This window comes from Amorphus sp. 3PC139-8 (genome assembly GCF_040750475.1).
Lineage (GTDB): Bacteria > Pseudomonadota > Alphaproteobacteria > Rhizobiales > Amorphaceae > Amorphus.
The window spans coordinates 39523-52478 of sequence record NZ_JABJVY010000031.1 but is presented as its reverse complement, the minus strand read 5'-3'; the positions used below and the strand labels follow the sequence as shown (position 1 = coordinate 52478).

Sequence of the window (12956 nt, the reverse complement as noted above, 5' to 3'; positions counted from 1 at the left end):
CTTCTGGGGCATTCCTGCATCCTCCATCTGGCTCGAAAGCCTACTTCAGGGAGGACCACTTTTCAGGGGGCAGGCCAGAGTGGCGTCATCCCGGCCGCATCCTTCCTCGGCAGAAACCCGGTCATCAACGCCCTAATGCAGATCAGCTCGGTTCCCATGGCACTCTGCAGACTATGCTTTACATCGGCGCCTGGATTTGAGCAGTGAGTCTCAATTTGGGTTCCGGAACTTCCGCCTTTGCCAGAACCAAGCCGCCCCGCTCAGGGGTACAACCTTTTCCAGAAGGGTAATACGCCCGCTCTCTTTCGGGAGATGTCAGTTATTGTTGAGCATTATTCCCCCATAAATCTGTGTTGCCAGCCGCTCGGGTTGCAATAAACGCCGGAATGCGACGCCTACTTCGGCTGGCAACACCTTTTAGCCTCTCGCAGATCTGAGCTCTTCGCAAGCAAAAGCCGCTTCGTTTGCGCGGCCACCCATAAGCAGGTGGTTGCAATAAACGAAGGAGGCGTCGCCGATGCGCGCTCTGGCCTTCCTGTGGGCTTTGTTTGTGCGAGCTCCGATGCGGTTTCTCGGTCGCACCCTGGTGGTGCTTGCGGGACTGTCGCTCGTATTCGTCTGGGGCTTCGTGCCTGTCGCGGTACTGCTCGGCCTTGTTCTTGGCACCGGCCTCTGGCTGCGGATCCGCCGACACCGCAAGTGGGCGACCCTGCATGGCTCGGCGCGCTTTGCCTCGCGCCGCGATTTGGATGGTCATGGGTTGCGCGGCCGCCGCGGCCTCATCCTCGGCCGTGTCGGTCGGACCTTCCTGCGCTTCGACCGGCCGGGCCATCTACTGACCTTTGCGCCGACGCGCTCCGGCAAGGGCGCGGGCTCGATCATTCCCAATCTGCTCGATCATCCAGGCTCCGTATTCGTCGTCGATCCCAAGGGTGAGAACCACGCAGCAAGCTCTGCCTTTCGGGAGAGCATCGGCCGGGTGCATGCCATCGCCCCCTTTGATCGTCAGGTCGAAGCGTCACGCTTCAACCCGGTCGACTTTATCCGGGTCGGAGAGGCCGAAGAGATCGACGACGCCACCCTCATCACCGACATGCTGGTGGTCTCCAGCGGCCCGGAGACCTTCTGGGACAGCGAAGCCAAGGCGCTGATCACCTGCCTGTTGCTCTACGTGGCGCATGCATGCACCGGCCCGGAGCGCACGCTCAGCCACGTCTGGACGCTCCTCATGCGCAACCAGGACGGGTTCGAGGATCTCCTGGAGGAGGTCCTTGCGATCGACCATGCGGGGATCGCCGCGATGGCTCGCGGCTTCTCCCAGAAGGAGATCCGCGAGCGTTCTGCCGTGATTTCCACGGCCCAGACCCACATGAAGATCTGGAAGAGCCCGCTGCTTGCTCGGGCGACCGAAGCCTCGGACTTCATGATGGAGGATCTGAAGCGCCGGCCGACCAGCCTCTACCTGATCCTGCCGCCTGAACTCCTGGAGACCTATCGCTCCTTCGTCCGTTTGTTCGTGGGACTGGCGCTCGTTGCTACGACCCGGGCTCGCACGGCGCGCCGCGAGCCGGTGGTGTTCTTCCTGGACGAGACCGCGGCCCTCGGGCGGATGGAGCCGATCGAGGCCGGGATTGGCTGGCTCGCGGGCTACGGTGCGAGCCTGTGGCTGTTCTTCCAGGATCTCGATCAGCTGATGCAGATCTATCCGCGCTGGCGCTCGATGATCGCCAACTGCGCGGTGCGCCAGGCCTTCAACGTCACCGACTACGCAACGGCCGCCGAACTATCCAACATGCTCGGGACGCGCACGGTGATCGCGCCCAGCATCAGCCGGGCGACGGCCGGACCGCTGTCGCTGTTGCCGAACCACTTCTCAACCAGCGAAGGGCTGCAGGCGCGCAAGCTGATGACCCCTGACGAGGTCATGGCCATGCCGACCACCCACCAGCTCCTGTTCGTCCAGGCCTGCCCACCGATCAGGGCGCGCAAGATCCGCTGGTTTGCCGAGGAGCCGTTCCGGGCCCGCAAGGCGCTTGCCGAGCGCCGGACGATAGCCCGCAAGGACGAAAGCTAGACACCACGAAAGCACGAAAGGAAGAGACCACGATGGACCCGAACACCAATCCCAACACCGCCGCCACCTGGCAGCTGTTCACGATGATCGCGGTCGCAGCCGCCGTCTTCGGCGTGACGATCGGCCTGGCCACGGCCAAACCGCCACCCAAGCTCCCGGCCTGCAACGCCGATGAGGGCCGGCGCATCGTCCAGGCGGGGTACGCCGCAGAGAACGATGATCTCGCCGTCTTCGGACTTCATTCGGTGCAGGAGACCGCGAACGTTGCCGACGGAACCGAGCTTCGCCGGTGCACGGCCGTCGCCATCACAGACCAGGGCGAGCGGACCCTCCGCTTCGTCGTCGGCTGGGTCGATCGGGCAGAGAAAATCGCGTTCTGGAGCAGGTTGTCGGATCAAGACGAGAGATGAGCTGCGAGTCTATGGTGGCTCGGTCACGCAACATTAGGAGTATCTTCAGAATGGGAGAAATCCGGCACAGTTCGCATCGCGCTTTACGTCGTTGATTGGCTGGGAGAAATCGGCTGTAACCGACTCAGTCATTCGACCGGCTTCCTCCCGAAAACCTCTCTCGCCAACCGCCGGAGTCGCCATGCCCCGACTTCCCAAAAGACCGCAAGCGGCTGCTGCCCGTAAAAGGGCGGGCGGGAAAAGCGATGGGGGGCTGTCGAAGGAGGTTATCCTCGCCGAGGCGATCCGGCTGATCGACCAGGAAGGCGCGCAATCTTTCAGCGTGCGCAGCCTTGCCAAGGCGCTGAACGTCTATCCCACGGCAATCTATTGGCACATTCCCAATCGACAGGCGCTCGTCGCGGAGGTCATCACGACTGTCCTGCGCGATCTCGTTCCACCGGGCGAGTTGGATTGGCGCAGTTGGCTCAAAGCGCTGTTCGCGCGCTACCGCAACATCATCCGGGAGCACCCCAACATCGCGCCGCTGATCGGCGTGCAGCTCGTCTCCAACGCCACGGTCGACCTGCAATTGATCGAATCGCTTCTGGAGAAACTCTACGATGCCGGCTTCTCCGGAGAGCGCCTGGTCGCCGCCTACAACACGGTGATCGGCGGGATGGTCGGGTTCGCGACCCAGGAGTTTGCGATCGTTCCCCCCGACGTGTTCGAGCTGCAGGAGATGATGGCGCGGAGCGTTCTCGAAGCTCCCGCGGACCGCTTCCCCCACTTGCACGAGAATGCCCCGCGCCTGCTCAACCGCGCTTTTATCCTGCGCTGGGAAAACGGGGCCACGGCCCCGATGGAGAGCGGTTTCGAGCTCTATGCCGATGCCTTGATTGCGGGGCTCGACGCCCTTCGCGTCCGGGGATCGCCTAATGTTTAGGCACTTACGGACAAAGCCCTTCACGTGGAGAATCTGAAAAATTATCAATAAAAATATATAGTTATATCAATTCTGTCGTTGTTTTCGGGCGACTATTGTACACTGGACAATAGTATGCCTTACTCGCTCCACGGCGGCCGTGCCGCCTTCGATGAAAGCCGTGGAGCGACGATTGATGAGTTTGGGAAGCGCGACCGCGACGCAGGACGACGTCAAGGCCCGGACAGCCCGCGGCGGTCCGATCCAGGTCTTCTACACGCCGGAGGATGCGCCCCAGCGGCCCCTGATTTCGCACGCGAAGGGGCTCTACATGTGGGACGTCGACGGCAATCGCTATGTCGACGCCACCTCCGGGCCGGTCGTCTCCAACATCGGCCACGGCAATGAGGCAGTGCTCAAGGCGATGACGGATCAGGCCTCCCGGGTCTGCTTTGCGTCCCGCGCGTTGTTTCGGAACCAGGCGAACATAGATCTCGCCGACACCGTCGCCGCTCTGGCCGGCGAAGGCTTCGAGCGGGTGTTCATCGTCTCTGGCGGGTCGGAGGCGACGGAAGCGGCGTTGAAACTCGCCCGCCAGTATACGGTCGCAGACGGCCAGTCCTCGCGCTGGAAGGTGCTGGGACGCAATCCAGGCTACCATGGCGGATCCCTCGGGGCAGGCTCGGTGACTGGCGATCCGGAGACCGACGCCATGTTCGGTCCGGTCATGAAGATCATGCCGCGGGTTCCCGCTCCATTCACCTATCGGTTGCCTGACAACCATGACGCGGATTCCTATGCGCGCGCCTGCGCCAAGGCACTGGAGGACACGATCCTCGCCGAGGGGCCGGAGAGCGTGCTGGCCTTCATCATGGAACCCGTCGGTGGCCTCGCCACGGGGGCGCTGGTTCCGCCGGCGCACTACTATTCCGCGGTCCGCGAGATCTGCGACCGCCACGGCGTGTTGCTCATCTACGACGAGGTGATGAGCGGTGCCGGCCGAACCGGCACGTTCCTCTCCGCCGAGCACTGGCCGGACGCGCGTCCAGACATGGTGATCCTGGCCAAGGGCGTCGCCGCCGGCTACACGCCGCTGGGCATGGTGCTCGCTCCGCGTCACATGGTCGACGCGGTAGTCGCCCAGGGCGGCTTCCTGCACGGCCATACCTATTCGGCGAATCCGCTGTCATGCGCGGTCGGCGCTGCTGTCCTGAAGGAGGTTGTCGACAACGACCTCATCGCCAACGCCGCCCGGATGGGCGAGCTTCTGGCCGCCCGCCTCCAGGCACTGGTCGGCGAAAGCCCGATCGTCGGCGATTCCCGCGGGCTCGGTCTTCTGCGCGCGATCGAGATCGTCGCCGACAAGGAAACCAAGGCGTCTTTTCCGGCCGAGCGCCAGGCGATCTCGCGGATCGTTGAGCTCGGTATGGCGCGAGGCCTCCTCCTCTATTCGCGCCGCACTGCCGGCGGCCGCTACGGCGAGTGGCTGATGATCACGCCGCCGCTCACCGTCACCGAGGCCGAGATCGACGAGATCATGGCGCTGCTTACCGACACGCTTTCAGCCTTCGCCAAAGAGGCGCTTTGAGCCCGAACCAGACCTGCACCGGGTCGGCGCGGGGAGGACCCTTTCGTGCCGTATCCGCAACACCGGAGGGATGACCGAATGCGAAAGATCTCTTGCGCCATCGTGGCTGCGTCCGTGATCGGGCTCGTCGGCCAAGCCGAAGCCGCCAACCTGCGCTTTTCGCATTTTCTGCCGCCGGGCCACTATTTCGACAACGATGTCCACGCCTGGGCTGACGCCCTCAACGCGGCCTCCAACGGCGATATCACCGTGCAGGTCTTTCCCGCCGGGCAACTCGGCGCGCCGGCCGACCAGTACGATATGGCGCGCGACGGCATCGTCGACGTCGCCTGGGTCAACTTCGGCTACCAGCCGGGCGCCTTTCCCATTGCCGATCTGATCGACATTCCGTTCTCGATCGGTGCGGATCGCGCGGTTGCCTCGCGGGCGGTGAACGACTGGTATTCGGAGTATGCACCGACGGAGATGGAAGACGTCCATTTCTGCCTGGCGCACGTTGGACCGCCCGGTACGCTCCATTCCGCCGAAGAGGTCATCCTGCCGGCCGACGTCGACGGCATGAAGGTGCGACCGGCCAGCGCAGCGCTGTCGCAGTTCATCGCCGATCTCGGCGGTTCGGCGGTTCAGGTGCCGGCGACCGAAGCCCGCCAGGCGATCGAGCGCGGCGTTGCCAATGCGATTACCTTCCCCTGGGGATCGCTGGAGTTCTTCGGCATTGCCGATGCGGTGCCGTATCACATCGGCACCAACTTCTATTATGTCGGCGCCGGCCTGGTGATGAACAAGGCGAGCTATGAGCGACTGTCGGATGAGGATAAGGCGGCCGTCGATTCCGTGTGCTCATCGGAGTGGGCGGAAAAGCTGGGCGCGAGCTGGGTGGAGTTCGAAAACTCCGGTCGTGCGGCGCTTGAGGCTACCGGCGGTCACACCGTTCACGACCCGACGGAGACCGAACTCAAGGCGTGGCAGGACGCCGCCGAGCCCTCCTTTCAGCGCTGGGCGGACCGGGTCAACGAGGCGGGTTACGATGCCGACGAAGTGAGGGCGAAGCTTCAGGCGGCCCTGACGTCCGAAGCCTCGAAATAGGGCGCAACTTTGACCCGCGTCGTCCGCATCGTGGAAATCGTGGCGAGCCTGTCGCTCGCCACGGTCACGCTCATCACCTTCGTGTCGGTGGTGATGCGCTATGCCTTTAACTCTGCGCTGCTCGACGCCTTCGACATGACTCGCATGGCGCAGGGGCTGGCCCTTGCCTGGGGGATCGCGCTTGCCACCCAGCGCGACGAGCACATCACCATTGATGGCCTCTGGAACATGGCCAACGACCGATGGAAGCGCATCATCACCGCTGCCTCCAGGGTAATCTCTGCTGGGGCTCTCCTGGTGCTGTCGTGGGTCATGATCCTGCGCGCGCTGCGCAGTCTTCACTCCGGCATTTCGACCGCCGAACTGCGGATCGTCCTGTGGCCCTTCAATTTCGCCATCGCGGCTGGTATCGCAGCGGCCGCCCTGGTTGCCTTGATCGCAGTGGCGCACAGTCTCAAAAGTGACGTCCGATGACGTCGGCTCCGACGCTTGTAGGGTTCGCGATCCTCATCGCGCTCCTGGCGATCCGCGTCCCGGTCGGCTTCGCCATGGCGACCGCCGGCATGTGCGGTTTCGCCATGGTGGTCGGGTTCGACCCCGCCCTCAGCATGGTCGGGCAAGTCGCCTTCAATTCGCTAACCGCCTACGAGTTTTCCATCATCCCGATGTTTATTCTCATGGGGGTGTTCGCGGCTCGGGGGAATTTGAGCCTGGAATTGTTCCGCGCGAGTCAGGCTTGGCTCGGCCGCTTCAAGGGTGGTCTGGCCTACTCGACACTGGTCGCCTCCGCAGGTTTCGCGGCCATCAACGGCTCCTCGCTCGCCACCGCCTCGACCATGACCCGGGTCGCAATGCCGGAGATGGAACGCGAGGGCTACGATGGCGGGTTGTCGGCGGGCGTGATCGCCGCCGGCGGCACGCTCGGGATCATGATCCCCCCTTCGGCGGTCTTCGCGCTCTACGGGTTCATCACCCAGCAGGATATCGCCTCCCTTTTCATCGCCGGCATTCTGCCCGGTCTTCTCGGGCTCCTGCTCTATTCGGCGACGGTGTTTCTGACCGGGCTCGTCAGTCCCTCTAAGATGCCGGGCACCGTGCGGACGAGCTGGGGCTACAAGTTCGCCACCCTCCGTCAGATCTGGGCGATCGCGCTCCTGTTCGTCCTGGTGATCGGCGGAATCTACGGCGGCGTCTTCACGGTCACCGAGGCCGCAGGCATCGGCGCGTTCGGCGCCTGGGTGATTGGCTTTTTGAGGGGAAAGCTCGGCCTTCGGGAAACGATGGAGTGCCTCGCCGAAGCGCTTCATATGAGTGCCGCGATCTTCACGATCGTCATCGGCGCGCTGATCTTTGGCTATTTCCTGACAGTTACCGGCACTACGGCTGGCCTGATCTCCTGGCTCGCCAACCAGCCGGTGGGACCCTACGGGGTTCTCGCCTCCATTCTCCTGGGCTACCTGATTCTGGGCGCCTTGATGGATGAACTTGCCATTACGCTTCTGACCCTGCCGATCGTTTTTCCAGTCGTGCAGTCGCTCGGTTTCGATCCCATCTGGTTCGGCGTGATCTTCGTCATGACGGTGACGCTCGGCGTCAACACGCCGCCGATTGGGATGAACGTGTTCGTTATCAATCAGATCGCCCGGCATGTCGAACTCGGACGAATCTACCGCAGCGTGATGCCATTCATCCTTGCGGACCTGGTTCGCCTGGGCCTGCTGATCGCTTTCCCGTCGATCGCCCTGGTGCTGGTCAACGGGCTCTGACGCCAACTGACGCCGACCATGGAAATTGAGGAACGGATGACGTCCAGCAGCAATTCTCCACTCGCCGAAATGCACAGCCTTCTCGAGAGCATGGCTGAGCGCGTGGAGGAGCGGATGATCGCCTGGCGGCGGGACTTCCATGAGCATCCCGAACTCGGCAACCAGGAGGTCCGGACGAGCAGGATCGTAGCCGATCACCTTAGGACCATCGGCTGCGACGAGGTCCGGGAAGGACTGGGCGGCAGCACAGGCGTAATCGGGATCCTGAAGGGCGACCGGCCGGGGCCGTGCGTCGCGCTCAGGGCCGATATGGATGCGTTGCCGGTGCGCGAGGAGACGGGGCTGGACTTCGCCTCCAAGGTCACCGGAACCTGGGGCGGCGAGACGGTGCCCGTCATGCACGCCTGCGGCCACGATGCCCACACCGCCGTGCAGATGGCGGCGGCGGAGGTGCTGGCTGAATGCCGCGAGCAGCTCGTCGGCACCTTGATGTTCGTCTTTCAGCCGGCGGAGGAAGGCCCGGCGCCGGACTGGACCGGCCTGAGTGGAGCCGCCCGCATGGTCGCCGACGGCGCTTTCGACGATCCAAAGCCCGACGTTTTCTTCGCCATGCACGTGCTTCAGGGCGAGGAGAAGGGTACGGCCGGCCGGATCAAGGTCCATCGCGGCGACGGCACCTATGGGATGAGCATGTTCCGCCTGACGGTGACGGGGAAGGGTGGCCACGGCGCCTATCCCTGGAAGACTGTCGACCCGTTGGTGATCGGAGCGCAGATCCTGCTCGGGTTACAGACCATTCCGGCGAAGACGGTGAATGTCTACGAGAACGACGTGACGCTGTCGGTCGGCATCTTTCGTGGTGGCACCAAATTCAACGTCATCCCCGAAACCTGCCTGTTGGAAGGGGCTCTGCGGCTGACCGACGAGGCGGCGCGGGGGGATTTGGAAGCCCGGGTGGAGAAGCTTGCCGTTTCCATCGCCATCGCTCACGGCGGGACGGCGGACGTCGACTGGTATCAGCGCGTGCCGATCTGCCACAACGATCCGGCGCTCGTCGAGCGCATGATGCCGACGCTGCGGCGGACGGCTGGCTGCGAGGAGATGCTGGTGGAGGTCGACACCTGCTTCCTCGACGACGTATCGAACTTCATCCAGGTCGCGCCTCTGATGTTCTACACCGTCAGCGTGGCCCTCGATGCTGACGACGAAGCGGAATCCGGCTTCCATCACGCGCCGAATTTCATGGTCAACGAGAAGGGTCTGCTGCCCGCACTGAAGACGGTGGTGGGGCTTGCCGCCGACTGCGGCCATCTCGCACGCTCCAACAGCTGACGCTTCGGAAAGTGCTCGAACGATCGACGCTCCAACGCAGCTCAGTGTGTGGGAATCGGCGCAGCGATCGCCCGGTTGCTGGTGTCTTTCGAGGCGCTTCGGGTCAACGCTTCGAACAGATCCGGATCGAACACGTCGTGCTCCGGCGTCATGACCTTCAGGCTATGGCCGCCGTCGCAATCCATGCAGCGGGCGATTTCGAGGGCAACTTCGGCGGTGTCGGCGGTTTCCGTCCAGAGCTCCCCGCCTGGACCCGTTCCCAAAACGCAGTAGGACATGGGCGTCCTCCGTGCTGGAGCATCCGCCATCGAGTGGGCAAGTGCTCAGCGCTCTTCTACAGCGCGCCACCAACGACAAGCTCTGCCTGGTTGGTGGCGGTTTGGTGACGCTCTCGCTGCAATGTCGAGACGCATCTCTCATCGCCGTCTTGGGCCAATCACAAGTCCGATACCGGCAGACGTGTGGCAGGAGAGTTTGACAGCTCAGCACTGGCGATGTTGGCTTTACGAGGCACCTTTCGTGGGGATGGACGATGAGACAAAACACACAAAGCTGGCTGGTGGCTGCGATTGTGTTTGTCGGCATGATGGCAGTGCCAATGCTCATGACCACCGACGCAGAGGCCCGCTCGAAGGCCGCCAACTGGCTCATCCAACAGCAGAAAGAGGCGGCGTGCGACGGCGCGCCGGCCTCTGTCATGCCCGACGCAATCTATGAAGGCGACATTACCGGAGATGGGCGGGATGATCTGATCATTTTCCACGCCGGGGTACGTTGTGGCGACCGGGTGCTGAGCCTATTCTGCGGTGCATCCAACTGCTCGCTCCTTCTCTATGTCCGACGCGGCAATCTGCTCGTCCTGGAGAATGAGCTTCTGGCCCTCGATTATGCGGTTAAGACCCGCTCCGGGCGGACCACCGTCGAGGTCGTCTCCGGAGCGGGTACCGACACGCTCACATGGGACGGGTCGGGGTTTCGGTGAGCGTTGATCTTCAAGAGAGAGCGCGGGCCGCGTGACAACGCCCGCGCCGCAATCCTCACCGCCCCCTTCCACGCTCCCGTTTCCTCTGCCGCTCATGGTGTCGCCGCCAGGCGCGGTGGAGCTGCTCGACGCGCTCGTCGGCAATCCGGCTTTTCTCGAACATGCGGTGATTGACCCGGTCGAGGGCGCGGGCGCGAAGGCGGATCGAGCGCCGCAGGTAGCGCTTCACCTGCTCGCGCTCGCCGACCTGGGCCTGGAGGTGGCGGAAGTTCGAGCGCACCCGGTCGGCCGCATGGCGGGCCTGCTGCATCTTGTGCCGGGCGTCTTCCAACTCCGCCCGGGCGTCGCGCCAGCGGGTGCGGGCCTTCTGGAGCGCCTCCCAGCTCTTGGCCGTGGCGCGGGCTGACCGGCCTGCTTTCGCATCGCGGTTGAGGCTGCCGAGGAGGCCAGGCGTCTTGGCCACGAGCTCGGCTGCATCACCCACGCCGAGTTCGCGCTCGAGCGCGGTCCAGCGGGCGTGGGCCTTGGCCGGGTCGGCAAAGAGCTTCTTCATGTGGAAGAGCATGCGATCGTGGGTGACGACCTCGCGGCCGCGGTTGCGGTCGAGTTCGAAGGATCGCTTCCGCGTCGTGCGGTCCGCCCGTTCGATCGCGCGCTCGGACGCGGTCAGCGTCTCGTCAAGGAGTGCCCAACGCCGGTATTCGAAGTCGGCGTCGTCCAGGCGGTGCAGGCTATCGAGGTTGTCCCGCTCTTTGCCCTTCGGTCCGTTCCTCTGACCGCGATCCGAACTAGCCTGGGACGAGCGTTCCCCGCTCTGCGTTCATTGGACCCTCCGTCCCCTTCGCGCTCGGCCACCAGGTCTCTGGCCTCGCGCGCATAGTAGTCGGCGAAGCGTTCGCCGAAGCGCGCCTCCAGCTCCTTCAGGCGGACGGTCTTGCCGAGCTGGGAGAGCTTGGCATAGGCGCGGCCGTCGGTGACGATCAGGCCCTGACCCTTGGCGCGTAGATAAAGGCCCTGGGCAGCCAGCCGCCCGCTCAGGCCGGCCCAGTTCGTCTCCTCGCGGAAGGCCGGAACAAGGCTGGTCTTGAGGTCAGCGAGTGCGTCTCGATCGAACGGCGCCTTCGGCTCGCGCCCCTCGCGCTGGGCGGTGCGATACTCGCCATCGGAGACGGGTCCGGTGCGGTCGGCGTCTCTCCCACGCTCCTGGTCCCGGCTGCGCTCCTTGAGCGCATTGAGACCGCGCTCCTCGGCGATCTCCCGGCACAGCGTGGTGAGCCTGATCCCGATGTTGCGCTGGCTCCAGGCCCGACCCGTCTCCGGGTGGACGCGGTTCACCAGGAAGTGGAGATGGGGATGCTTGCGGTCGCCATGGGCGTAGATCAGCATCTGGTGATCGTTCAGCCCGAGCTTCTCGGTGAGCTCGCCGGCAATCTCCCGCATGGACTCCGCATCGACGCGGCCGCGGCGGGCGTCCTTGGGGTCGAAGGCCACGATGAAGTGGAGCGCCGGCTGGCGAACCCGCTGGGACCGCTCGGCGGTGATCGCCATGATACGGGCCGCGTCTTCCGGATCAGTGGTGCCAAGCCCGCGCTCTTCAACCCAGAGCACCCGCTCGCCACGGGACTCCGGGCTCGACGTCTCGCCAAGGCGACCGCCGTCGTCTCGTCCACCTGAACGCTGTCCGTCGCGCCCAGCCTCCCGCGCCCGCTCCTCTTCGCGATGCTTGCGGGTCTTGCCCGCCAGATAGAGGGCGGCCGCCCGGAAGCTCGCCGGCTGTTGCTTGCCCACCTTGAACCGCATGACCGCTCTCCGCCTCAGCGCTCGGGCGACGGTGTCGCCCAGACGCAGTCCTCCAGCGGCCGGAGAGCCGCGGCCACGACCTCCAGCACGTCGGCCCCTTCGGCCTCGGTGACGGCGTGGCCGGCATTGGCGCGGTGGGCGAGCGCGTTCAGCAGATGACCGGCACGGTTGATGGAGGTGAGCAGATCTTCCATGGCATCGGCCCGCTCACTCGCCCGGACACAGTCCCGCACCAGGATCACCGCCACATGAGTGCGCCAGTCCAGATAGTCGGAATCCCCCAGGCTCGTCGCGAGCTGGCGGAAGTTCGCCCCCATGGACTGAAGCTCGTAGACGACCTGCTTCAGAGCCTGAGGAGCGGCAGACCGACCGCGAGGCCGTCCGCCGGAGAGCACCAGGCGCACATAGCGTCCAAGGCTCATGCCGCGATCCCGCGCAAGCGCACGAAGCCGATCCAGCTCCGCCGCCGTCATCCGCACCCGGATCTTCGCATCGGCCTTCAGCCGCTCGAACTGGCGTCGGTACGGCCGGCGCCGTGCGCCGGCCAGGACCGCACGGACATAGTCCGCCACGGCCATGCCGCCGCGCGCGGCACACTCCGCGATGAAGGCGCGCTGGGACCCAGGAAGCCGGAGGTCCAGGATGGCCGCCTGGCGCGCCTCCGCGGCAAGCGCCCTACGCCCCATGACCCACCTCCCGGATCGCGCCAGGATCCGCAAGACCGGTCCCGGCTTGAGCTCCCGACAGGGGGCGAATGCCGGACGGGTTGGCCCGTTTATGAGTCGTCACCGAAGCCAGTCTCTGGCGAGGTGATGCGAATAAATGTGGGACAACGTACATCTTGCCTCCCGCATACGACTGTTTTTCATCCTAAAACTGTTATGGGAACTCAGGACAAAAGCCGCAATACGGAGGCGAATAATTTATTCAATACTTACCGAATACGATAAGCCATGTCCAGCATGATCCGGTGCTGGCCAACACCGGCCAACAAAACAAAAGGGCGCAGGCCCG

At 64.4% G+C, this 12956-nt stretch carries 13 protein-coding genes; 9 read left to right on the top strand and 4 right to left on the bottom strand.

Annotated features, from left to right (window positions below; all coding sequences use genetic code 11):
• Nucleotides 1–517: 517 nt before the first annotated feature.
• The 8 genes from HNS03_RS22255 (at nucleotide 518) to HNS03_RS22220 (ending at nucleotide 9160) form a co-directional block, all read left to right on the top strand.
• The gene (locus HNS03_RS22255; protein WP_367198253.1) at nucleotides 518–2074 is read left to right on the top strand and encodes a type IV secretory system conjugative DNA transfer family protein; all 1557 of its coding nucleotides are present in this window, start codon (nucleotides 518–520) and stop codon (nucleotides 2072–2074) included.
• A gap of 32 nt (nucleotides 2075–2106) precedes the next feature.
• Nucleotides 2107–2484 (top strand): hypothetical protein, encoded by a 378-nt coding sequence (locus tag HNS03_RS22250; RefSeq protein ID WP_367198252.1) that lies wholly within the window; start codon nucleotides 2107–2109, stop codon nucleotides 2482–2484.
• 181 nt (nucleotides 2485–2665) lie between these two features.
• A complete protein-coding gene (locus HNS03_RS22245) occupies nucleotides 2666–3409 on the top strand; it encodes a TetR/AcrR family transcriptional regulator (RefSeq protein WP_367198251.1) in 744 nt (247 codons plus the stop codon).
• 175 nt (nucleotides 3410–3584) lie between these two features.
• Complete coding sequence (locus HNS03_RS22240) at nucleotides 3585–4976, top strand: aspartate aminotransferase family protein (RefSeq protein WP_367198250.1); 1392 nt, start codon at nucleotides 3585–3587, stop codon at nucleotides 4974–4976.
• Nucleotides 4977–5054: 78 nt separating this feature from the next.
• Nucleotides 5055–6062, top strand: coding sequence for a TRAP transporter substrate-binding protein (locus HNS03_RS22235; RefSeq protein ID WP_367198249.1), 1008 nt, complete (start codon nucleotides 5055–5057; stop codon nucleotides 6060–6062).
• A 9-nt stretch (nucleotides 6063–6071) separates the two neighbouring features.
• Nucleotides 6072–6536 (top strand): TRAP transporter small permease, encoded by a 465-nt coding sequence (locus tag HNS03_RS22230; protein ID WP_367198248.1) that lies wholly within the window; start codon nucleotides 6072–6074, stop codon nucleotides 6534–6536.
• Complete coding sequence (locus HNS03_RS22225) at nucleotides 6533–7828, top strand: TRAP transporter large permease (protein WP_367198247.1); 1296 nt, start codon at nucleotides 6533–6535, stop codon at nucleotides 7826–7828. The genes HNS03_RS22230 and HNS03_RS22225 overlap by 4 nt, the downstream gene beginning before the upstream one ends.
• A gap of 36 nt (nucleotides 7829–7864) precedes the next feature.
• Nucleotides 7865–9160, top strand: coding sequence for an amidohydrolase (locus HNS03_RS22220; protein ID WP_367198246.1), 1296 nt, complete (start codon nucleotides 7865–7867; stop codon nucleotides 9158–9160).
• A 41-nt stretch (nucleotides 9161–9201) separates the two neighbouring features.
• Here HNS03_RS22220 and HNS03_RS22215 read toward each other — a convergent pair whose 3' ends face one another.
• A complete protein-coding gene (locus tag HNS03_RS22215) occupies nucleotides 9202–9438 on the bottom strand; it encodes a hypothetical protein (RefSeq protein WP_367198245.1) in 237 nt (78 codons plus the stop codon).
• Between the two features lie 254 nt (nucleotides 9439–9692).
• Here HNS03_RS22215 and HNS03_RS22210 point away from each other — a divergent pair, with 254 nt between their 5' ends.
• Nucleotides 9693–10142 (top strand): hypothetical protein, encoded by a 450-nt coding sequence (locus HNS03_RS22210; RefSeq protein WP_367198244.1) that lies wholly within the window; start codon nucleotides 9693–9695, stop codon nucleotides 10140–10142.
• Nucleotides 10143–10197: 55 nt separating this feature from the next.
• On the opposite strand, the gene HNS03_RS22205 is transcribed toward HNS03_RS22210, so the two are convergent.
• The 3 genes from HNS03_RS22205 to HNS03_RS22195 form a co-directional block, all read right to left on the bottom strand.
• The gene (locus HNS03_RS22205) at nucleotides 10198–10707 is read right to left on the bottom strand and encodes a hypothetical protein (protein WP_367198243.1); all 510 of its coding nucleotides are present in this window, start codon (nucleotides 10705–10707) and stop codon (nucleotides 10198–10200) included.
• A gap of 101 nt (nucleotides 10708–10808) precedes the next feature.
• On the bottom strand, nucleotides 10809–11942 hold the full coding sequence (locus HNS03_RS22200) for a relaxase/mobilization nuclease domain-containing protein (protein WP_367198242.1): 1134 nt from the start codon (nucleotides 11940–11942) through the stop codon (nucleotides 10809–10811).
• A 14-nt stretch (nucleotides 11943–11956) separates the two neighbouring features.
• Complete coding sequence (locus tag HNS03_RS22195; RefSeq protein ID WP_367198241.1) at nucleotides 11957–12628, bottom strand: hypothetical protein; 672 nt, start codon at nucleotides 12626–12628, stop codon at nucleotides 11957–11959.
• Nucleotides 12629–12956 lie beyond the last annotated feature (328 nt).

Coding starts and splice junctions, on each gene's coding strand:
- HNS03_RS22205 (WP_367198243.1), bottom strand. CDS start 10,707: ATGCTCTTCCACATGAAGAAGCTCTTTGCCGACCCGGCCAAGGCCCAC.
- HNS03_RS22250 (WP_367198252.1), top strand. CDS start 2,107: ATGGACCCGAACACCAATCCCAACACCGCCGCCACCTGGCAGCTGTTC.
- HNS03_RS22245 (WP_367198251.1), top strand. CDS start 2,666: ATGCCCCGACTTCCCAAAAGACCGCAAGCGGCTGCTGCCCGTAAAAGG.
- HNS03_RS22195 (WP_367198241.1), bottom strand. CDS start 12,628: ATGGGGCGTAGGGCGCTTGCCGCGGAGGCGCGCCAGGCGGCCATCCTG.
- HNS03_RS22225 (WP_367198247.1), top strand. CDS start 6,533: ATGACGTCGGCTCCGACGCTTGTAGGGTTCGCGATCCTCATCGCGCTC.
- HNS03_RS22240 (WP_367198250.1), top strand. CDS start 3,585: ATGAGTTTGGGAAGCGCGACCGCGACGCAGGACGACGTCAAGGCCCGG.
- HNS03_RS22215 (WP_367198245.1), bottom strand. CDS start 9,438: ATGTCCTACTGCGTTTTGGGAACGGGTCCAGGCGGGGAGCTCTGGACG.
- HNS03_RS22235 (WP_367198249.1), top strand. CDS start 5,055: ATGCGAAAGATCTCTTGCGCCATCGTGGCTGCGTCCGTGATCGGGCTC.
- HNS03_RS22220 (WP_367198246.1), top strand. CDS start 7,865: ATGACGTCCAGCAGCAATTCTCCACTCGCCGAAATGCACAGCCTTCTC.
- HNS03_RS22200 (WP_367198242.1), bottom strand. CDS start 11,942: ATGCGGTTCAAGGTGGGCAAGCAACAGCCGGCGAGCTTCCGGGCGGCC.
- HNS03_RS22255 (WP_367198253.1), top strand. CDS start 518: ATGCGCGCTCTGGCCTTCCTGTGGGCTTTGTTTGTGCGAGCTCCGATG.
- HNS03_RS22210 (WP_367198244.1), top strand. CDS start 9,693: ATGAGACAAAACACACAAAGCTGGCTGGTGGCTGCGATTGTGTTTGTC.